Annotated in this window: 18 protein-coding genes; 11 read left to right on the top strand and 7 right to left on the bottom strand. The window is 39.1% G+C overall.

Features of this window, described 5'->3' with window-relative positions; all coding sequences use genetic code 11:
• Nucleotides 1-3,540: a transcription-repair coupling factor gene (gene mfd, locus H4J73_RS08495; RefSeq protein ID WP_182181531.1), complete on the bottom strand. Its 3,540-nt coding sequence runs from the start codon at nt 3,538-3,540 to the stop codon at nt 1-3.
• Nucleotides 3,541-3,719: 179 nt separating this feature from the next.
• Between mfd and H4J73_RS08490 the strand changes: the two genes are divergently transcribed.
• From H4J73_RS08490 to glnS, 3 genes are all read left to right on the top strand, one after another.
• Complete coding sequence (locus H4J73_RS08490) at nt 3,720-4,376, top strand: DUF1456 family protein (protein WP_182181532.1); 657 nt, start codon at nt 3,720-3,722, stop codon at nt 4,374-4,376.
• Nucleotides 4,377-4,675: 299 nt separating this feature from the next.
• On the top strand, nt 4,676-6,529 hold the full coding sequence (locus tag H4J73_RS08485) for a DUF885 family protein (protein ID WP_182181533.1): 1,854 nt from the start codon (nt 4,676-4,678) through the stop codon (nt 6,527-6,529).
• A 274-nt stretch (nt 6,530-6,803) separates the two neighbouring features.
• Nucleotides 6,804-8,474, top strand: a complete 1,671-nt coding sequence (glnS, locus tag H4J73_RS08480; RefSeq protein ID WP_182181534.1) for a glutamine--tRNA ligase — start codon at nt 6,804-6,806, stop codon at nt 8,472-8,474.
• A 158-nt stretch (nt 8,475-8,632) separates the two neighbouring features.
• Here glnS and trpA read toward each other — a convergent pair whose 3' ends face one another.
• The 6 genes from trpA to H4J73_RS08450 all read right to left on the bottom strand — a co-directional run bounded on the left by trpA (nt 8,633) and on the right by H4J73_RS08450 (nt 15,558).
• Nucleotides 8,633-9,487 (bottom strand): tryptophan synthase subunit alpha, encoded by an 855-nt coding sequence (trpA, locus tag H4J73_RS08475; RefSeq protein WP_182181535.1) that lies wholly within the window; start codon nt 9,485-9,487, stop codon nt 8,633-8,635.
• Nucleotides 9,487-10,731: a tryptophan synthase subunit beta gene (trpB, locus tag H4J73_RS08470; protein WP_182181536.1), complete on the bottom strand. Its 1,245-nt coding sequence runs from the start codon at nt 10,729-10,731 to the stop codon at nt 9,487-9,489. Before trpB ends, trpA begins: the two co-directional genes overlap by 1 nt.
• A 93-nt stretch (nt 10,732-10,824) precedes the next feature.
• The gene (gene trpCF / locus H4J73_RS08465) at nt 10,825-12,213 is read right to left on the bottom strand and encodes a bifunctional indole-3-glycerol-phosphate synthase TrpC/phosphoribosylanthranilate isomerase TrpF (protein WP_182181537.1); all 1,389 of its coding nucleotides are present in this window, start codon (nt 12,211-12,213) and stop codon (nt 10,825-10,827) included.
• Nucleotide 12,214: 1 nt separating this feature from the next.
• Nucleotides 12,215-13,246: an anthranilate phosphoribosyltransferase gene (gene trpD / locus H4J73_RS08460; RefSeq protein ID WP_182181538.1), complete on the bottom strand. Its 1,032-nt coding sequence runs from the start codon at nt 13,244-13,246 to the stop codon at nt 12,215-12,217.
• Nucleotides 13,239-13,901 carry an aminodeoxychorismate/anthranilate synthase component II gene (locus H4J73_RS08455; RefSeq protein WP_182181539.1) on the bottom strand — a complete coding sequence of 221 codons (663 nt, stop codon included), beginning with the start codon at nt 13,899-13,901 and terminating at the stop codon, nt 13,239-13,241. Before H4J73_RS08455 ends, trpD begins: the two co-directional genes overlap by 8 nt.
• Entirely contained in the window at nt 13,894-15,558 is a 1,665-nt protein-coding gene (locus H4J73_RS08450) for an anthranilate synthase component 1 (RefSeq protein WP_182181540.1), read from the bottom strand. Before H4J73_RS08450 ends, H4J73_RS08455 begins: the two co-directional genes overlap by 8 nt.
• Nucleotides 15,559-15,888: 330 nt before the next feature.
• On the opposite strand from H4J73_RS08450, the gene H4J73_RS08445 reads away from it, so the two are divergent.
• The 8 genes from H4J73_RS08445 (at nt 15,889) to H4J73_RS08410 (ending at nt 22,395) form a co-directional block, all read left to right on the top strand.
• Nucleotides 15,889-16,761: an RNase RNM gene (locus H4J73_RS08445; RefSeq protein WP_182181541.1), complete on the top strand. Its 873-nt coding sequence runs from the start codon at nt 15,889-15,891 to the stop codon at nt 16,759-16,761.
• A gap of 27 nt (nt 16,762-16,788) precedes the next feature.
• Nucleotides 16,789-17,409 carry an L-threonylcarbamoyladenylate synthase gene (locus tag H4J73_RS08440; RefSeq protein ID WP_182181542.1) on the top strand — a complete coding sequence of 207 codons (621 nt, stop codon included), beginning with the start codon at nt 16,789-16,791 and terminating at the stop codon, nt 17,407-17,409.
• A 72-nt stretch (nt 17,410-17,481) separates the two neighbouring features.
• Nucleotides 17,482-18,279, top strand: coding sequence for a ScpA family protein (locus tag H4J73_RS08435; protein WP_182181592.1), 798 nt, complete (start codon nt 17,482-17,484; stop codon nt 18,277-18,279).
• Nucleotides 18,276-18,857 carry an SMC-Scp complex subunit ScpB gene (gene scpB, locus H4J73_RS08430; RefSeq protein ID WP_182181543.1) on the top strand — a complete coding sequence of 194 codons (582 nt, stop codon included), beginning with the start codon at nt 18,276-18,278 and terminating at the stop codon, nt 18,855-18,857. Before H4J73_RS08435 ends, scpB begins: the two co-directional genes overlap by 4 nt.
• 110 nt (nt 18,858-18,967) lie before the next feature.
• Nucleotides 18,968-19,828: a 23S rRNA pseudouridine(2605) synthase RluB gene (gene rluB / locus H4J73_RS08425; protein ID WP_182181544.1), complete on the top strand. Its 861-nt coding sequence runs from the start codon at nt 18,968-18,970 to the stop codon at nt 19,826-19,828.
• 18 nt (nt 19,829-19,846) lie between these two features.
• Nucleotides 19,847-20,986, top strand: a complete 1,140-nt coding sequence (rnd, locus tag H4J73_RS08420) for a ribonuclease D (protein ID WP_182223196.1) — start codon at nt 19,847-19,849, stop codon at nt 20,984-20,986.
• Between the two features lie 52 nt (nt 20,987-21,038).
• Entirely contained in the window at nt 21,039-21,338 is a 300-nt protein-coding gene (locus H4J73_RS08415; protein ID WP_182223197.1) for a YcgL domain-containing protein, read from the top strand.
• 1 nt (nt 21,339) lies between these two features.
• A complete protein-coding gene (locus H4J73_RS08410) occupies nt 21,340-22,395 on the top strand; it encodes a lytic transglycosylase domain-containing protein (protein ID WP_182223198.1) in 1,056 nt (351 codons plus the stop codon).
• Nucleotides 22,396-22,481: the final 86 nt, after the last annotated feature.

The raw sequence follows: 22,481 nt of genomic DNA, 5'->3' as shown, positions 1-22,481 counted from the left end.
TTATTTTTTCGTTTTTACTAAATCATTTAACATAGAAGTCACTAAAATAAAACGCGACTTGCTGTCTTCAGTCGCAATTTTAAATTGGAGTTTATTGGCACCAACTAATTTATAAACGAGCGGCTGTTGCTGAATTAAGCCAATAATAAGCATGGGGTCTACTTTTGTCTCGTTACTAAATTCAATTGAGCCACCAGTAGGGCCTGCTTCAATTCGAGAAACCCCTATTTTTTGAGCTTTTAAACGTAATTTAGCAATGTGGACTAAATTTTTAGCGGCTTGCGGTAACAAACCAAAACGGTCGATGAGCTCAACCTGAATTTCGTCAAGTTCATTTTTATTGCCACAACTGGCAATACGCTTATAAATGCTTAATCGTAAACTTACGTCAAAAATATAATCATCGGGTAGCAGTGCCGGTACACGCAATTCAATTTCAGTTTGCTTAGCCGTCATATTTTCAAGCGATAACTGTTTACCTTGTTTTAAGGCCGCAACGGCTTGGTCAAGCATTTCCATATAGAGGGTAAAACCAATCTGACTCATCGAGCCACTTTGTCCTTCACCTAATAATTCACCTGCACCACGAATTTCTAAATCGTGAGTGGCTAAGGTAAAGCCAGCACCTAAATCTTCAAGTGAGGCAATTGCGTCAAGACGTTTTTTCGCATCTTTAGTGATACGCTTAACATGAGGCGTTAATAAATAAGCATAAGCTTGATGATGTGAACGACCGACACGACCACGTAATTGATGGAGCTGAGCTAAACCCAAGTGGTCGGCTCTGTCCATAATTATTGTATTGGCGGTGGGTACATCAATACCCGTTTCTATAATTGTTGTACAAACTAATACATTGTAACGTTGATGATAGAAGTCACCCATAATACGTTCAAGTTCTCGTTCACGCATTTGCCCATGAGCTGTGGTTACTTTGGCTTCGGGCAGCAATTTTTGAATATCTGCGGCGGTTTTATCTATAGTGTCTACATTGTTATGTAAAAAGTAAACCTGACCACCACGCAGAATTTCACGTAAAATAGACTCGCGAATAAGGGCATCGTCACGTTCACGAACAAATGTTTTTACCGCTAAACGTTTTGCTGGCGGTGTGGCAATAATTGATAAGTCGCGCATTCCACCCATAGCCATGTTTAAGGTACGCGGAATAGGGGTTGCGGTTAGCGTTAATATATCGACATTACTGCGTAATTGTTTGATTTTTTCTTTTTGTTTTACGCCAAATCGATGTTCTTCATCAACAACTAATAATCCTAAATCTTTATATTTTATGCTGTTTTGTAATAGTTTGTGCGTGCCGATAAGAATATCTATTTTACCTGATTCAACATCAGCAATAACAACGTTTTGCTCTTTAGCTGTTTTAAAGCGTGACAATACTTCAATAACAACGGGTAAGTTAGCAAAACGATCGCGAAAGTTTTCATAATGTTGTTGGGCGAGCAAGGTTGTTGGGACTAAAATAGCAACCTGTTTACCATCATTAACCGCAACAAAGGCGGCACGCATCGCGACTTCGGTTTTACCAAAACCCACATCACCACAAACAAGTCTGTCCATGGCCTTATCACTGAGCATATCAGAAACAACGGCTTTAATGGCTTGCTCTTGATCGAAGGTTTCTTCAAAGGGAAAACTGTCTGAAAAGGCTTGGTACTCGGCTTTGTCACGTTTAAATTGATAACCTTTGTTATTTGCTCTACTGGCATATATATCGAGAAGTTCAGCAGCAACATCCCGTACTTTTTCAGCGGCTTTTTGCTTTGCTTTGCTCCAAGTATCATTGCCTAACTTATGTAGAGGCGCACTTTCTGCGTCAGTACCAGAATATCGGCTAATTAAGTGTAATGAGCCAACAGGGACATAAAGCTTTGATTCACCGGCGTAAATTAAAACCAAAAACTCAGTGGTTATGCCACTATTTTCGATGGTTTGTAAACCCATGTAACGGCCAATACCGTGTTCAAAATGTACCACAGGTTGACCGATTGAAAGCTCGGCTAAGTTTTTGAAAATAGCGTCTGCTTGAATATTTTGCTGTTTAGTGCGGCGGCGACTTTGCTTTACGCGCTCACCCAAAAGTTCATCTTCGGTGATTAAGGCAATAGCATTTTTCTTGGCAGAGCCTTTACTTTGAAAAATAAAACCACTGTTAAGGGTATTAACGGTGATGCCCAGTTTTTCTGAGCTTGCTACAAAGCTTTCAATATCATCAAAATATTGTGGCTTAATATGGTTACGTTCTAATAGCTCTAAAACACTTTCTCGGCGGCCTTCACTTTCAGCCACAAATAAAATTTTATCAGGTGTTTCTTTGTGGCTAATAAAGTTATTAATTAATTCAAAAGGGTGTTTTAGTTGATGATTAACCGTAATATCAGGTAAGGGCGTTACATCAAAACGGATATGCCCAGCTTTCGATTTCGCCTCATCGTTAGTATCCGTTAGTTGTAATGTGGATATTACCGGTGTTTTCTCTATTGAAATTCGGTCAAAAGGTTTTAACGCACTATAAAATTCGTCGTTATTTAAAAATAGTTTTTTGGGCACTAATAACGGTCGTGTTAAATCATAGCGGCGCTCTTCAAAGCGGTAATCAATATCAAGCCAATATTGTTCAATCGCTTTATCAATATCACCACTGAGCATTATTCGGGTATCATCACTTAAATAATCACATAAGGTGCTTGTTTCATCGAAAAACAGGGGTAAGTAATATTCAATACCTGCCGGTAAAATGCCATCACTGACTTGATGATATATTGATTCTTTGTGGATGGTCTTTGGAAACGCTTCCCGATATTGGCGGCGAAATAAATTAATTGCTGTTTCGTCGGTAGGAAATTCGTGTGCGGGTAATAAATTGATTTCATTTATTTTATCACTTGAACGCTGGTTTTCAGGGTCAAATAAGCGAATATCATCAATTTCATCATCAAAAAAATCTAAGCGAAAAGGCGTTTTACAACCCATCGGAAATATATCAAGAATGGCACCACGTGCTGAAAACTCGCCATGCTCCATCACTTGTTCAACACTGCGATAGCCGCTGGCTTCAAGGTTTTGGCGCATTAGATGTAAATCTTTTTTGTCACCTACTTTTACGACCAAGCTATTCGTGCGTAAATACTGAGTTGGCGCTAGGCGTTGTAATAATGTCGAAACAGGCACAATAATGATGCCGTTTTTCATGTTCGATAATTGATAAAGCGTTGCTAATCGCTGGGAAATAATGTCTTGGTGTGGCGAAAAACTATCATAGGGGAGTGTTTCCCAATCGGGAAATAAGCAAATAGGCAGTTGCCGCTTTTTATTTAAACTTTTTAGCTCTTGCTCAAAACGCAATGCCGACTGGGTATCGTTGGTTAATAACAACACTGGGGCATCGGCATTGAGGGCACCATGGTAAATCGCTAACGTATCACTACTGCCTAATAAGTTAGTCCAATGCTTTTTATCAGCATGTTTGCCGCGACGTTTAGTTAATACCGGTTCAAATAAGTTAGCAGTTTTACTCATGATTTCTCTATTAAATATTTTGTTGTTAATAAGGCGCGCTAAAACAGCGCATTATCTTAGCATGACTTAACGGTAAATTTTAAGAACGAGTAAATACTTTTTTGTTTAAAAAACTATAGTGATATAATAACGCCCAGCTTTACATTGGGTAGGGCCTGCTGTTTTTTTTGGAGAGTTTTGTGACCAATAATGATGTTTTACGTCGTTTAAGATATACCTTTAATTTTAATGATCAAAAGATGATCGACCTATTTAATTTAGCAAAGTTAACGGTAAGTCGTGAACAAATCAGTTATTGGTTAAAAAAAGAAGATGATCCACAAGTTATTAACTGCAGTGATGTTCAACTAGCCACTTTTTTGAATGGTTTAATTATTGATAAACGTGGCGCCCGTGATGGTGAAACACCGCCAGCTGAAAAACGAATGAATAACAATCTTGTGCTCAACAAATTAAAAATAGCATTAGCGCTGCGCGCAGAAGATGTTCTCGATATGATGTCTACGTCAGGTATACGTATGACTAAGCCAGAATTAAGTGCGTTTTTCCGTAAGCCCGATCATAAACATTACCGCGAGTGTAAAGATCAGTTCTTAAGAAACTTTATCCAAGCTATTGATACCAAATATCATGTTAACCGCCCTGAAAAATTCACCCCAAAACGTGCAGTCGAAGCGGTAAAAAAACCTGAGTTACCTAAAAAAGACTATCAAGCCGCTAAGCCTAAAGTGAGTAAAATATACATAAACCCCAATGCCACTAAAGCAACAGACAACGATGATAAACCTAAAAGAAAAGTGTTAAAACTTAAGCCTTCAGATATTTATAAAAATTAGGTTTTACGCGTGGTTATTTATATTCTGTAAGACTCGATAATAAATTTTCCTATGTTAAATCATAAAAGTATAAATTTTACTTTAATTGAAAAGAGCTTTTACCTCGGTATAAGCTCTTTTTTTATGTCTGATAAAAATAGCCGAGGTAAAGTTCCTTTTACCGTAATTACAACGCGATTTGTCGAACAGCTATTGCCAACACTATCATTTTTGATCAAGACTAGATCAAAGAATTTTTAATTCAGCACATTTACAGTTATTCCAATGTAACTATATATTCCTATATAAAAGAGATATTTATGACTTTCAAAAGTACATTACTGGTGGTGGCTATTTCTAGCTCATTACTGGCAGCTTGCACAGAACAAAAAGGTATTGATACACCACAAACAAGCTCAAAAGAAGCTGAGAAAAAAAGTGTAATTAACGCATTGTCTGAATCAGAAAAAGCTAACCAAATATTTGATGCTATTTTTGATGAAGGTGTTGCACGAAGCCCGATGATGCAAACTTATTTAGGTATAAAAACTGATTATGATAAATGGGATGATATTTCAGAAGAAAACACGCTAAAAGAATTAGCGATTACTCATGAAAACCTTCAGCGTGTTAAAGCTATCGATAGTCGCAAACTCGATGAGCAGACAATGATCAGCTATCACTTATTGGTACAAAAATTAGAAAATAAAATTGCTGACCATAAGTGGCGTTTTCATAACTATCCTGTAAATCAAATGCGTGGCTTGCATTCGAGTTTACCTGCATTTTTAATTAATCAGCATTCCATTAGCAATGTCAAAGAAGCACAAGATTATATTGCTCGAGTGCAGGGGGCTAAAGTACTTTTAGAACAATTAACGACACAACTAAAATTGCGTGAAGACCTAGGTATTATCGCTCCTAAGTTTGTTTTTCCTCATGTTATTCGTGACTCACAAAATATTCTTGCAGGTGCTCCATTTGAAGACGGAAAAGACAGTACGATTTTAGCTGACTTCACTAAAAAGGTGAATAAACTTGAGATCAGTACCGCTGAAAAAAGCACGCTCTTAACAGAGGTTAATACCGCATTAATAACCAACATAAAACCTGGTTATCAGCAATTAGTCAGTTATTTAGAAACGCTAGAAAAAAAAGCAGACAATAGAGATGGCGCATGGAAATTTCCAGAAGGTGAAGCATTCTTTAATAATGCATTACAACGCACCACCACAACAGAGTTAACCGCTAACCAAATTCACCAAACTGGGCTAATTGAGGTGGCTCGAATTCATGGTGAAATGCGCGTAATTATGGAAAAGGTTGGCTTTAAAGGCGAACTTGGTGAGTTTTTTGAATTCATGCGTAATGATAAACAATTTTATTACGCTGCTGATGAAGCGGGTAAACAACGTTACTTAGATGAAGCTGTTGCTTTAATTGATGATATGGAAGGACGTTTAGACAGTTTATTTTTAACCAAACCTAAAGCTAAGCTAAAGGTTAAAGCGGTTGAAGCTTTTAGAGAACAATCTTCAGGTAAAGCTTTTTATCAACAGCCTGCACCTGATGGCTCTCGTCCAGGGGTTTATTATGCCAACCTTTACGACATGCAAGCGATGCCAACATATCAGATGGCTGCACTGGCTTATCATGAAGGAATACCAGGTCATCATATGCAAATAGCCATTAAGCAAGAGCTTACAAATATTCCAAAATTTCGTAAATTTGGTGGTTACACGGCTCACACAGAAGGTTGGGGTTTGTACTCAGAAATGATCCCGAAGGAAATTGGTTTATACCAAGACCCTTATTCTGATTTTGGTCGTTTAGCTATGGAGTTATGGAGAGCTTGTCGTTTAGTCGTTGATACCGGTATTCATACACAGAAATGGACGCGAGCTCAAGGTATTGAATATTATGTAGCAAATACGCCAAATGCTAAGTCTGACGCTGTAAAAATGGTAGAGCGCCATGTTGTTATGCCGTCACAAGCAACCGCATATAAAATTGGCATGTTAAAAATTATTGAATTACGAGAGAAGGCTAAAGTCGAACTTGCTGAGAAATTTGATATTCGTGAGTTTCATGATGTGGTACTTCGTAATGGTCCAGTACCTTTAAATGTTTTAGCCCAATTGGTTGATACCTATATAGCAAATAAAAAAGCTTAAGTTAAAGTGTTATTGCAGTAAAAAATCTTTATAAAAGAGAAGTGCCGTTTGGTACTTCTCTTTTTTATGGGGATTAGGTAAATACCTATTGATAATAATCAGACGTTAATTTATTTTTCTAGGAATAACCCGATCTTTATTTAATTTGTAAGCAACTTTTACCCTTAATGCGTAAAATTTATAATTTGCCGAGATAAGCGCTATTCCCTTTGATTAACAGTTGTTATAATGTCGAAAAATAACGTAGTTTAAATTCTTTTTAGAGGTTTTGTGGATGTCGGAAGCTGAAAAACGCCCAACAAATTTTATTCGTCAAATTATCGATGCGGATCTTGAAAGTGGTAAACATTCGAGTGTGCAAACTCGTTTCCCACCTGAGCCCAATGGTTTTTTACATATTGGCCATGCGAAAGCAATTTGTTTGAATTTTGGTATTGCTCAAGATTACCAAGGTTTATGTAATTTACGCTTTGACGATACAAACCCTGAAAAGGAAGACATCGATTACGTACACTCTATTGAAGCTGACGTAAAATGGTTAGGCTTTGAATGGTCTGGAGAGACTCGTTATTCCTCTCAATATTTTGATAAATTGCACGGCTTTGCTGTTGAATTAATCGAAAAAGGTTTGGCGTATGTTTGCTTCTTAACGGGTGATGAAGCACGTGAATACCGTGGTTCATTAAAAGCACCGGGAAAGAATAGTCCACACCGTGATAGCAGTGTTGAAGATAACCTAGCGCTGTTTGATAAAATGAAAAATGGTGAGTTCAAAGAAGGCGAATGTGTTCTGCGTGCGAAAATTGATATGACATCAAGTTTTATGTGTTTGCGTGATCCGATTCTTTATCGCGTGCGTTTCGCGCATCATCATCAAACGGGCGATAAATGGTGCATTTATCCGATGTATGATTTTACTCATTGTTTATCTGATGCCATTGAAGGTGTTACCCATTCACTTTGTACGCTAGAGTTTCAAGATAACCGTCGGCTATACGATTGGGTGCTTGAAAACGTATCTATTGATGTTATTCCACATCAGTATGAATCTTCGCGTTTGAACCTTGAATACACAGTAATGAGTAAACGTAAACTTCATACATTAGTTGAAGAAAAATTAGTTAATGGTTGGGACGATCCCCGTATGCCAACCATTGCTGCATTTCGCCGTCGTGGTTATACGCCAGGATCATTGCGTGAATTTACCAAACGCATCGGTGTGACTAAAATGGACAATACCGTTGAAATGGGGGTGTTAGAAGCTTGTATTCGTGAAGACTTAAACGATAATGCGCCACGTGCAATGGCGGTACTTGACCCGATTAAGTTGGTCATCGAAAACTACCCAGCGGGACAAGTAGAAGAATTAAACGTCAAAAATCATCCAAGTGATGATGAACAAGGTACTCGCATTGTGCCTTTTGCTGCAGAACTTTACATTGAAGCGGAAGATTTTCGTGAAGAAGCCAATAAGAAATATAAGCGTTTAGTGCTTGATAAAGCCGTTCGTTTACGTGGTGCTTATGTTGTTACTGCGACACGTTGTGATAAAGACAGCGAAGGTAATGTAACCACAGTTTACGGTAACTATAATGCTGATACTTTAGGTAAAAATCCTGAAGATGGTACTAAGCCTAAAGGGGTTATTCATTGGGTTGCTGCTGAGCAATCAATTGATGCTGAAATTCGTTTATACGACCGTTTATTTAACGTGCCAAACCCTGCAGCTGAAGAAGACTTTCATCGTGTGATGAATGAAGGTTCATTAATTACTATTAGTCACGCTAAAGTAGAACCTTCACTGGTCAATGCGAAACCTGAACAAGCCTTTCAATTTGAACGTCAAGGATATTTTTGTCGCGACAATAAAGACTCACAAGGTGACAAGCTTGTGTTTAACCGTACGGTAGGTTTACGCGATACTTGGGCTAAAATGGATAACTAATTAGCCACTTGGTTATAGTAAAAACCTTTATATACCGTAGGAAACTTACTGGGATATAAAGGTTTTTTTTCAGTTGATTTTTGCTAAAAATTAACACGTTGTTACAGGGTAAAGCCGTTAATACTAATAATCATGCTTCACCTTGTCATAGTGTCTGACTAGCGCGTTGCCGCTTTCATTTGTTGAACAAAACTTGTTAATGCCGCTAACATGGCTTGGCTATCATCAAGATTATTTTCAATGATTTTAACTACGGCTGAACCGCTTATCGCGCCAGCGGCACCTGTAGCTAAGGCCGCTTTAACTTGTTCTGGGTTAGAAATACCAAATCCTATCACCCCTGGTGAGGCATTATTTGCTTTTAGCTTTTCAATTAAATGAATCGCAGGATTAGCCTCACCTATCGATGTACTGTTAGAAGTATCCATACCCGTTACACCCGCACGACTTAATACGTAAGTGTAGCCGTAGCTGTACTGTGCAACCTGTTTTAATGTTTCTTCACTGCCGTTAGGCGGCGCTATAAATATTGGCGCAACACCATATTTTAAGGCGGCCTCACGAAAGGGAGCACTTTCACGCAAAGGTAAATCGGCAATTAACACCGAATCAACACCAGCAGCAGCCATATCTTTATAAAAAATATCAATACCACGAGCAAAAACTAAATTCCCATAAAGTAATAAACCGATAGGGATTTGAGGCGCGTAAGCGCGAACTTTTGCTAAAATAGTTAAGCAAGCATCTGTGTCTACTCCTGCGTTCAGTGCGCGCAGTGCTGCTTTTTGAATGGTAATACCGTCGGCACTTGGGTCTGAAAATGGGATACCTAACTCTAACGCATCGGCGCCAGCATCGATTAATGCTTTGATTATTTCAAATGATTGCTCAAGGTTTGGATCGCCTATTGTCACAAATGGAATAAAAGCGCCTTGATTTTTTTTTGCTAATTGATCAAAAGTTTGCTGATAACGTGTGGTGATCTGCTGGTTTGACGTTGCGTCTAAGCTCATTATGCTTCTCCTTGATTTTTTTTGTCTTCTTCAGCTTGTAACACTGTTTGCACATGCGCTAAATCTTTGTCACCTCGCCCTGATAAATTAACAAGGAATACCGTTTCCTCGGTAACTGCTTCTGCCATTTTAATGGTGTGGGCAAGGGCATGAGACGGCTCAAGCGCTGGAATAATACCTTCATTCATTGCTAACAGTTTAAAAGCTGCTAACGCTTCATCGTCATTAATGGGCACATATTGAGCACGCCCCGTATCTTTTAAAAATGCATGCTGAGGACCCACCGCTGGGTAGTCTAGACCTGCTGAAACCGAGTATGATTCCTCAATTTGCCCTGACTTGTCTTGCATAATATAAGTATAATTTCCATGTAACATGCCTTTTGTTCCCGCAACTAATGTAGCGCCATGCTGGCTGGTGTCTACACCTTTGCCACCCGCTTCAACACCAATTAATTTAACGCTGCTTTCTTTAATAAAATCATGGAAAATACCAATGGCATTCGAACCACCACCGACACAAGCAATGACATAATCAGGTAAGCGACCTTCTTGTTTAAGGATTTGCTGTTTGGCTTCCTCGCCAATCATTTTTTGAAATTCACGAACGATAGTTGGAAACGGGTGAGGCCCCGCAGCTGTGCCTAGTAGGTAATGAGCATTTTCATAGTTTGCAGACCAGTCACGCAACGCTTCATTAACGGCATCTTTTAAGGTACCTGAGCCTGCAGTAACAGGAATAACTTCTGCTCCCATTAATTTCATGCGAAATACATTAGGTTGTTGACGTTCACAGTCTAATGCGCCCATGTAAACCCGACATTTTAAACCTAATAATGAACAAGCGATAGCTGAAGCAACGCCGTGTTGCCCAGCACCTGTTTCGGCAATAACTTCTGTTTTACCCATACGTTTGGCGAGTAATGCTTGGCCAAGTACTTGATTGGTTTTATGTGCGCCGCCATGCAATAAGTCTTCGCGTTTTAAATATATTTTAGCGAGTGGGTTTTTACATAAATTACGGGTTAAGGTCAGTGGTGTTGGACGACCCGCGTAATTTGTTAAAAGATCATTAAACTCGGTTAAGAAACTTTCGTCTTGTTGTGAGTCAATAAATGCCTGTTCTAATTGTTCAAGGGCAGGTACTAATAATTCTCCAACAAACATGCCACCAAATTCGCCAAAATAGGCTGGTAAAGTTGCTTTTACTTGGGGCGTCGCTTGTTTAATTGTTTGGTCTGTCATTTTCTTTATTCCTAATGCTTTATACGAGTTACATGAATTAAGTGAGTTATTTATAGCTTATAAATATTCACTTAATTTGTGTGTTCGGTCTTATTAATAGTGTCTAATGCCGGCGAAAACCTGTTGAAGTTTTTCGCGGCTTTTAACGCCTGGGCTTGTTTCAACGCCTGAGTTGAGATCTAAACCGAATAAATCTAGTGTTGTTTTCTGGCTAACCGCCTGCGCTATATTATCGATAGACAACCCGCCCGCTAGAAAACAATGGCTTAAGTCTTGCCCAGAATCGGCTAACGCTCGCCAATTAAAGGTTTCACCACTGCCGGCATTTTTGCCGTCTAAGACATAAAACTGCGCATTACTCATCAACTCAGGTACTTCGTCTTCGACCGGCAAAGCTTTCCAACTTTGGCAGCCTTTTGGAAGTAATGGTTGCAAAGAAGCGATATATTGTTGAGTTTCATTGCCATGAAGTTGCACCGCAAATAAGTTTAGCTTGTGTGCAAGTTTCGCCACTTCTTCAATGGCATGATTAACAAACACGCCAACGTAACGTAAAGAGGGAACCTGCTCGACAATTATTTTTGCTTGTTGTTCGTTAACATACCTTGGCGACTTTTCAGCGAAAATTACCCCCCCAAATTGTGCGCCGGCATCAACAGCACTTTGGGCATAGTCAACGTGTGTTAAGCCGCAGACTTTATTATTGCCATAAATGAGTTTACGACAAGCTAAATCAATATCATCTTCTGCCATGATTGAACTCCCCACTAAGAAGCCATCAACCGCAGGCGCTAACTCACGAACTTGCTCGTTAGTATAAATACCCGATTCAGAAATTATGATGCGATCAGCGGGCAATGTGGGGGCATAATCAAAGGTTCGAGCGATATCGGTGGATAAATCGCGTAAATCTCGGTTGTTAATACCAATGAGTTTCGCGCCTAAATCAATGGCTCGGTCGCGCTCTTCATCGTTGGATATTTCAGTTAAGACCGCTAAATTATATTGTTCAGCAATAACCGATAAGTCTTTATATTCTTGGTCAGATAAAACACTGAGCATTAATAATATTGCATCAGCACCGTAATATCGTGCTAAATAGACTTGGTAAGCATCAACGAAGAAATCTTTATTAAGTACCGGACAATTTACCGAGTCAGTCACGATTTTTAAATACTCAAAAGTACCTTGAAAGTATTTTTCATCGGTTAAGACAGAAATAGCGGCGGCATACTTGTCATAAATTTGGCAAATAGCTTTAGGGTCAAAATCTTTGCGTATTAAACCTTTTGACGGAGAAGCCTTTTTACACTCTAAAATAAACCCAGCATGCGCGTGGCCTTGTTTTCTATCAAGTGCGGCATACATATCTTTTTGAGTCGGAATTAAGGTGTCAATAAATTCACTCAATGGAAAATCAATTTTACGTTGCGCTATTTCGATACGTTTATCAGCAACAATTTTTTCTAATACATTTGCCATGTTATGCCATTGCCTTTGAGTCTGAATTTGAGTTTGAAATCACGACCATGTTTTCTAAAGTCGTTAATGCTTTACCTGAAGCTAATACTTCACTTGCCATCTTAGCGGCTACTTTTAAATCACTCGCTTTATCATGTAGATATAATAATGCGGCGCAATTAATAATGACGGCGGCATTATGAGCAGGATTGCCATTACCGCTAAGAATGGCGCGAATATATTCGGCATTTTCTTGTGGCGTACCACCTTTAATATCTTCTAACGTGTAACTTGCTAAACCAAAATCAGCAGGAGAAATTGTCCGCGTTGTACACTCTCCCTTTGCTATCTCGCTAATTTGTGTATTGCCGTGTAGGGCAATTTCATCTAAACCACTCCCGTGAACGACCCAGCCACGTTTAACCCCCGTTAACAGTAAACTTTTTGCCATAACATCGATAAGCGCTGGTGTGTAAACACCGAGTAGCATAGTGCTAGGTGAAGCGGGATTTACTAATGGCCCTAATATATTAAATAAAGTGCGCACCCCCATAGATTTTCTAACTGGAGCTGCATGTTTAAAACCCGGGTGATAAGCCGGCGCATATAAGAAACATAAATTTGTTTGCGCTAAACACGCACTTGCTGTTGCTGGCGACATCATCAGATTTACGCCAAATGCTTCAAGTAAATCTGCGGAGCCAGACATGCTAGAAACACTTCGGTTACCGTGTTTTGCCATTTTTAAACCACATGCCGCAGCTAATATTGCCGCGGTAGTTGATATATTAATGGTATTCGCGCCATCGCCACCGGTACCTACACAGTCAGCGACGTTATTTTCTTGCTGCGGAAATGGTGTTGCTGAGCCTCTTACCGCTAAGGCCGCACCTGAAATTTCGTTAGCCGTTTCACCCTTTATTTTTAAGGCAGTTAATACGCTCGCTAACAGTACGGGCTCAACTTCACCTTTGATCATATTTTTAAAAAAATCTTCAGCTTCAGTCTGGCTAATATCATTTCCGTCAACGAGTTTTTGTAAAATTTTACTCATAAGAACCTTCCGCTGCTTTCTGTGATGAGGCCAGTAAATAGTCAATGGTTTGTGCTAATAACGTGCCGCCATAAGTCGTTAGAATTGACTCTGGATGAAATTGAAATCCTAAAGCGACATCCGCTTTATGCTCAATGGCCATCGGTAAGTTGATTTGTTCAGGTGTTATATATTCAGCAATAATATCAATGGTATTAGGGACCTCACTTGCGATTAGTGAATGGTAGCGAGCCACAGGTAGAGGATAATTTATCTTATCAAAAACACCCGTTTGACGATGGGTAATGCTAGAGGCTTTACCATGGACAATTTCAGGTGCACGGACAACTTTACCGCCGTAGTGTTCAACTAAAGCTTGATGACCTAAACAAATACCTAATATGGGATATTTACCGGCGCATTTGGCAATTAATGCCATTAAACAGCCTGCCTTACTGGGTTCACCTGGGCCAGGCGATAATACCAATAATACCTGGCCAGTCGATTTTTGCATTTGTTCAAAGATAAAATCTGCTGATAGGGTATTTCGATATATGGTTGGTTCAAACCCTAAACATTGAAATTCATCGACCAAGTTGTAAGTAAAAGAATCAAGGTTGTCGAGCATGAAGATTTTAACCTTGCCATTAACACGGCTTTCTTGATGACTAGGCATGATTGTTCTCCTTGCACTTGTTGTTTAGGTTAGCGTCGTCGTTATTCTGGGCTGCACTAATCTTAACCGTGAACAGTTCTGCATGTTGGATGGCATTAATGACTGCTTGCGCTTTTTGTTTGGTTTCATTGGCTTCTGACTGTGGATCTGAGTCGTAAACAACACCGGCACCCGCTTGAACATGCGCTATACCGTGTTTTACAAAAGCAGAACGTATAACAATACAGGTATCCATTTCACCGTCACCAGTTAAATAACCAACCGCGCCGCCATAACTACCGCGACGTTGGCCTTCTACTTCTCGAATTAATTGTGTCGCTTTTACTTTTGGCGCACCCGATAAAGTGCCCATATTCATACAAGCTTGATAAGCGTGCAGGGCATCAAGGTCAAGCGCTAAAGTACCGCAAACTCTAGACACTAAATGCATTACATGAGAGTAACGGTCAACTTTAAGTAAGTCAGCAACATAGCGAGTACCTGCTTGACTAACGCGGGCAATATCGTTGCGGGCTAAATCAACCAGCATAGTGTGCTCGGCTAACTCTTTTTTATCTAAACGTAGTTCGAGTTCAATTCGACTGTCTAAATCAAGCGAAATTGAACCATCTTTATTGAGTCCGCGTGGACGTGTTCCTGCTATTGGGTAAATTTCTACTTGACGATTTTTATGTTGATATTTTAAGGCAGATTCTGGAGAGGCGCCAAAAATACAAAAGTCGCTATCTTTCAGGTAAAACATATAAGGGCTAGGGTTACTTTGTTTTAACGCTTTATAAGCATTTAAGGTATTTGAGCACTTTAGCGAAAAGGTACGTGAGGGTACCACTTGAAAAATATCACCAGCGCGAATATTTTCTTTTAATTGATTAACCGTGTCACAGAATTGTTGATCTGAGATATCGCTAATAACCTCATTTTTTTCAATCTGTTTGTCGTGAGGTACTTCTTGAGCAATATATTGCTGGGCCAAGATATTTTTTATATCAGCTAACCGTTGACGAATAGTCACAAGATTATTATTGGCATCTTCTCCTGAGAAAATATTACCGATAACTTCAGTTGATTGCGCTTCATGATCAATAACTACAACGGTTTCAGCTAAATAGTAGACAAAGTCTGGACAGGTATTGTCGCCATTACTTACCGTCGGTAACTGCTCAGTCATCGACATCATATCAAACGCGAATACGCCACCTAAAAATATGGCAAAAGGGTGACGGTTGCTATTATCTAGTTTGTTGAATAAACGCAAACTTTGAAAAGGATTAATAGCGAGTAAGCGTGAATTTTCATCAAGTTGTTGAGTTAATTCGGGGAAAACAGCGTTAAGTATTTTATCTTTAACGGTTAACGTCGCGTGTGCAGCGAGTTGCTGCTGCGCAAACTCAAGGGCAGCTTGTCCATTGTTAGTTAATGCTTCAAAAGTGACAATATTACCATGACAGGTAATTTTTAATGCCGCATCGGTGAGTAATAAGCTTTTTAATTGATGTTTTTTATCAATTTCAGCAGATTCTAATAATAAGTTATTGTCGCTGTTTTGGCTTAACTGGTGAAATATCGCCAAGGGATCGGTCTGATATTTTACGGTTTCTGACAGGGTGCTAACACTGCCAGTTTGCTTATCTATTGTAAGCATATTCTGAGGGTTCATATTCTTTCCTAGCTTTTAACGTCTAATTTTAATTAATGGTCAACCTGCATAGATAGGCAGTAGCCACCATATAAACCAACTTTTAACACGGGTTGTAATCATTATTTTTCTCTCAAAGTTCTTTAGCGATATGCTAAAAAGTAAAAAGCCCACTTATCTCTAAAATAAGCAGGCTTTTTGAATTTTTACGTACAAGTAAACATCACAACCCACTTATGTAGAGTTATGCCACCAAAAAATCATCAAAATAGTTTGTTTTACTTGTATCATTATTGTCTTCATCTCAGTAAAATTGCATGAGCAATTAATTCCCCTATAGAAGAACCGATTATGACTGTATTGTCAACCTCTGATTTAGCTGATTATTATAGCCTGCGGGTTGATTTACACAGCCATACAAAATGTTCTGACGGAACCTTAACGCCGCAAGAGCTTGTTGAACGGGCGGTAAACTTCCAATTGAATGTTTTAGCCATTACTGACCATGACACGGTAAAAGGTTTATCTATAGCTAAAGATTATATTTTAGAAAAAAATCATCCATTAACATTAGTAAGCGGTATTGAAATATCAACCAGTTGGCATGGTTTTGAAATTCATATTGTTGGTCTTAATATTGATGTTAACAATATTGAGTTACAAACCTTAATTAGTCGCCAACAAGCAGCAAGAGAGTTACGAGCAACCAGCATGGGTGAAAAACTGACAAAGTGTGGTTTCCCAGGTATTTATCAACAAGCGAAAGATTTAGCGGGCGAAGGCTCTATTACCCGCGCACACTTTGCTAAAATATTATTACAAGAAGGGCATGTTGATCATATGCAAAAAGCCTTTGATAAATATATTGGCAAAGGGCAACGTGCTTTTGTAAAGCCAACGTGGTGTTCTATTGAAGAGGCGGTTGCGGCTATTCATCATGCTGGCGGTAATGCTGTTATTGCGCATCCAGTTAGATATGACTTATCAACCAAATGGTTACGTCGTTTAGTGGTGCAGTTTAAAGCCGCAAAGGGTGATGGTTTAGAAATAGTATTACCGCAAATGGCTAACGAACAACGAAAATTAATGCTAAGCTTTTGTTTAGAATATGATTTACATGCGTCTATGGGCTCCGACTTTCATTATCCAACCCGATGGAGTGATTTAGGCCGTAATTTACGCATGCCAGATACAGTAAAGCCTATTTGGGATCTTTGGCATTAACATTAACACCTGCACTGGAGTAAACTTATGAGTCAGTTTTTTTATGTACACCCAGATAATCCGCAAGGTCGTTTGATGAAGCAAGCGGCGGCAATTATCCAACAAGGTGGTGTTATCGTTTATCCTACCGATTCAGGATATGCTTTAGGTTGCCATATCGGTGACAAAAAAGCGCTTGAGCGTATTTGTAATATCCGAAATATCGGCAAAGATCACAATTTTACACTGGTGTGTCGTGATTTATCTGAATTATCTGAATATACCCGTGTGGATAACAGCGCTTATCGGTTATTAAAAAGTAATACCCCAGGCCCATATACTTTTATTTTTAAAGGTTCAAAAGAAGTGCCAAAGCGCTTATTAAACCCTAAAAAGAAGACCATCGGTATTCGTGTACCTGATAATGCCATTGTGCAAGCTTTATTGGCTGAGCTACAAGAACCTATTATGTCGACAACGCTAATAATGCCGGGTGAAGAACGAGCTGAATATGACCCTGAGCATATCCGTGATATTTTAGAGCACCAAGTTGATTTAATTATTAATGGCGGGCATTTAGGTGAGCACCCAACAACCGTGATTGATTTTTCTGAAGATGAAGTGAATATTATTCGGGTGGGTGAAGGAGACCCAACACCTTTTGAATAACATGACCTTGTCAGTGGTAAATAAACAGTGAGTCAGCCCGCTAGTCAACATAAAGCCAACCTACCTCGTGATATGGTGCAGCAGGTTTTACCCTTAGCATTGATCCGTGGTGAAGTTGTGGTAAACAAGCCACAAGACTTATTTATTCCGCCCGATGCCTTAGAAGTTATTTTAGAGTCGTTTGAAGGGCCGCTTGATTTATTGCTATACCTTATTAGAAAACAAAAATTTGATATTCTCGATATGCCTATTGCGCCCATTACCACACAATACATGCAATATATTGAATTAATGAAAGAAATTAAAATGGAATTAGCGGCCGAATACTTAGTCATGGCCGCCATTTTGATGGAAATTAAATCACGCTTATTATTACCTAAACAAGCGGTAGTTGAAGAAGACGAAGACCCTCGCGCCGAATTAGTGCGTCGCTTGCAAGAATATGAAGTGATTAAAAATGCGGCGCAGCAACTTGATGGAATTCCTCGACTCGAACGTAATACTTTTCAAGCGAGTGTTGAATTGTCTGAAGACTTTCAAACGGCTGTTTTTCAAGCGGATGTTGAGTTAAATGAGTTGGTGAGTGCGCTTCAAGGCATACTTAAACGAACCAAAGCGCTTGAACACCATCGTATTGAAAAGGAATTTTTGTCAACCAGAGAACGAATGTCTGCGATACTCGCGCACTTAAAACGTGCAGCGACAACAGCTAACGCTTTTGTTGAATTTAGCGCGCTATTTTCCGTGCAAGAAGGTCGACAAGGTGTCGTGGTCACTTTTTTAGCTATTTTAGAGCTGATCAAAGAAAGTTTGATAGAATGCATGCAAACAACCATCTTTGGTCAATTAAGAGTGCGTTTACCCGCATGACAACAAGTGAACAAGCCATATTATCGAAACTTATTGAAGCGGCTTTTTTTGTTAGTGATGGGCCTCTGAGCGTTAAGCAAATTAAAGTAGAGTTGTTAGTTAATTATCAAGTCACTCACCAGCAAATTCGTGATGTGATCAACCAATTGGTGATAAAATATAAACATTCAGGCATTAATTTGGTGCAGGTGGCTTCAGGTTACCGGTTTGAAACAATTAATGAACTTAATGAAGATCTAGCTTTATTTGTCGCTAAGCTCACTAAAGAAAAAGCGCCTAAGTATTCTCGGGCACTTTTAGAAACACTTGCACTTATTGCGTATAAACAGCCAATAACACGCGGCGAAATAGAAGATATTCGCGGAGTCGCGGTAAGTAGTTATATAATGAAAACATTGTTAGAACGAAACTGGGTAAAAGTGGTTGGTAACAAAGAAGTGCCCGGTAGGCCTTCATTATATGCAACCACCAAAGTGTTTTTAGATTATTTTTCATTAACATCATTAAGCCAGTTACCCGATTTATTGCCTATGGCTGATTTAGGCGTTATAGATAGACCTACTCAAGAAGTGGTTTAGTTATAGCAACAGCACCGTATTGATAGAAATATATAAACACTATTTATTATAGAGCCAGCAACGTAGCGGTAAATACCGTGAAGTTACTGATGTAAAGAGAGTTAAACCCCATGTCTGAAAAATTACAAAAAGTCCTTGCCCGTGCCGGTAAAGGCTCACGCCGTGAAATGGAAACCTTTATTAGTGCTGGTCGTATCAGTATTGATGGAAAAACCGCTTTTTTGGGTGACCGCATCGAAGGAACCGAGCAAATACGTCTCGATGGTCATATCGTCAAGTTAAAACCTAAAGAAGACGACTTATGTCGTGTCATTATGTACAACAAGCCTGAAGGCGAAATGTGTACCCGTAAAGATCCTGAAGGCCGCCCAACGGTTTTTGATCGTTTACCTCCTTTAGAAAATAGTCGCTGGGTTGCCGTTGGTCGTTTAGACATCAATACCTCGGGTATGTTGTTATTCACTACAGACGGTGAACTTGCTAATCGTTTAATGCATCCTTCACAAAAAGTTGAACGTGAGTATGCCGTACGTGTTTTTGGCGACGTTAATGAAGCCATGCTGCAAACATTGCGTGCGGGTGTTAAATTAGAAGATGGGCCGGCTAAGTTTCAAAAAATCACTTATAAAGGTGGCGAAGGCCGTAATCATTGGTTTCATGTTGTGCTCTCTGAAGGACGAAACCGTGAAGTTCGTCGTTTATGGGAAAGTCAAGAAGTTCAAGTCAGTCGTTTAATTCGTGTTCGCTATGGTGACATGGAAATGAAGCGCCAATTACCTAATGGTGGTTGGACAGAGTTAGCGTTACCTGAAGTGAACTATTATCGTAAATTAGTGAATCTGCCGGTAGAAACGCAAAGTAAAGTAAAAGTGGATGAAAAAGTGATGGATAACGCTAAAAGTCGTCGTATTCGCCGCTCAGTCAAAAAACATCAACAAAGAAGTCAACAAGCAACACGTCGTCGTCGTTAGTTGTAAGGGATCAATAACTTGAATAAAACATACATAGAAGATCATGCCTCATTGGTAACGCTTTGTCAGAAGCTTGCAAAAGCAGACTTTTTGGCAATAGATACCGAATTTGTTCGTACGCGTACCTTGTATCCTAAATTAGGTCTTATTCAAGTGAATGACGGGGAAAATTTAGCGCTAATTGACCCCGTTGCTATAGATGACTTATCACCTTTTTGGCAGTTATTAACCGATGAAAATATTTGTAAGGTTTTACATGCCTGTTCAGAAGATTTAGAGGTTTTTCTAACCGCTGCCAATTGTCGTCCTGTTAACTTAATTGACAGCCAAATAATGATGTCGTTCCTCGGACATGGTTTGTCGATGGGGTACGCGGCTATGGTGAATCATTATTTAGACATTGAAGTTGATAAATCAGAATCAAGAACTGATTGGATGAAGCGTCCTTTAAGTGCTAAGCAACTTGATTATGCACAAGCTGATGTTGAGTATTTATTTCAACTTTACCCGCGTATTCACCATGAGCTCGAACAAGCCGGTTGGCTTGATGCGGCTAAAGAAGAAAGTGAGCTGCTGATTGAGAAAAAGTTCACCCCCATTGATGAAAGTAAACTATATCGTAATATCAAGTTAAGCTGGAAGCTTAGCCCTAAGCAACTCTATATATTGCAGTATTTAGCCAGCTGGCGTTTTCAGCAAGCCAAAAGTCGTGATATGCCGATAGGGTTTATTGCCAAAGACCATACCTTGTTCGCGTTAGCCGTACATAACCCAAGTAACGTGGGCAGTATGGCAAACCTTGAAGGTGTTGAAATGTTAGATGTTCGACATAAAGGTAAATCAATGCTGATGGTGTTGAAAAGAGCAGAACAAGAAGATTGTGGAGAATATCCAGAGAAGATCCTACGGCTTGATGAATACCCAGGTTACAAACAAATATTTAAAAAAGTAAAAAATTTCGTTGCTGAACAAGCTCAAAAGATTGACGTTTCACCCGAGAATTTAGCGTCTAAAAAACAAATCAATCAATTTTTGTCAACGCACTTTGCTTTAACGAATGCGCCTGAATATAGCCAATCCATTGATATATTATCGGGCTGGCGTAAAGTACTGTTTGGTGACCAATTAACAGAATTCGCCAATAATGATTTTAAATAAAAATATCTATAAGACACTTTTAACCCTTGAACTATAAACATAGGTCTCCTTTATGCTGTGTACCATTTATAAAAGTACTAAAAAAGCCCAAACATATCTTTTTGTTAAACAACGTAATGACTTTTCTGCTGTGCCAGCACCCTTAATGTTGATTTTTGGTAAACCTACACTTGTTACTGTGATGAATTTAGCCAATAAAGAAAAACTTGCTTTAGCAGACATTGAAAAAGTTAAAGCAAATTTAAATGAACAAGGGTTCTATCTGCAACTGCCTCCGCCTGTGGAGAACTTACTTGATCAACACAAAGAAGAAATGAATTTAGAAAACAACAAAAAAGATGAAGGAGCGTAGCATGACTCTATTGTTTGAAATCAATAAATACAGCACATTCATTGTGTTTTCTTTATTACTTAGTTTAATCAATCCTGCGCAGGCCTCAACTAAAGAATTGACGGAAGCAGGTTTTGAAAAATATGTTGTAGCTCTCAAAAAAGAAGCGTTAACCAAGGGTTATAATACAGCGTTCATTAACCGTGCCTTTTCAAAAGTTAAATTTCATCAACGTGCGGTAAAGGCCGATCGCTCTCAACCTGAAAAAGTTGAAACCTTAGATACCTATTTACCAAAACGTGTACCCGATTGGAAAATAAAAAAAGCGCGTGTAATGTACAAAAAACATTTACCTTTGTTAACTGAAATAGCTAAGAAATATCGTGTTCAGCCCCGCTTTATTGTTGCTTTATGGGGACTAGAAACTAATTTTGGTAAAATCATGGGTAACTATAATGTTATTTCTGCGCTTACAACGTTAGCGTATGAAGGTCGTCGCGAAGTCTTTTTTAAAAAACAACTGTGGGCCGCGTTAACTATTGTTCAACAAGGACATGTTAGTGTTGAAAATATGAAAGGTTCTTGGGCGGGGGCCATGGGGCAAAATCAGTTTATGCCAACGTCGTTTTTAGCTTATGCTGTCGATGGAAACGGTGATGGTAAAAAAGATATTTGGAGAAATCCGGTGGATGTATTTTCATCAATGGCAAACTATCTTAAAAAAGAAGGTTGGAACGACGAATTAACCTGGGGTAGGCAGGTTAAATTACCACTAGATTTTGATACATCGTTGGCGATCCCTAAAAATACGGGCAGCCGAAAAAACTGGTTAAAAGCTTGGACAAGAACAGAAAAAACCTTAGCACAATGGCAAAGTCTCGGTATCAGGCGTGCAGACGGTACTCATTTGCCTAAAGTTGATGTGAAAGCAGCGCTGGTATTTCCTGATGATGAAAATGGCCGAGTTTATTTAGCTTATAATAATTACAAGAGTTTAATGCACTGGAATTTGTCATATTACTTTGTGAGTTCTGTGGGACATTTATCAGATCGAATAAAATTTCCACCTATTCAATAAGTAGAACGGGTCTATATTCAATATAATGCTATTTTGATCAATTAAGGTTACAGAGTGCAATGAGAAAAAATTTCAAGAATAAAGCG

Source organism: Colwellia sp. MB3u-41, assembly GCF_014076845.1.
Taxonomy (GTDB): Bacteria; Pseudomonadota; Gammaproteobacteria; order Enterobacterales; family Alteromonadaceae; genus Colwellia_A.
This window is presented reverse-complemented; position numbering and strand designations above follow the sequence as displayed.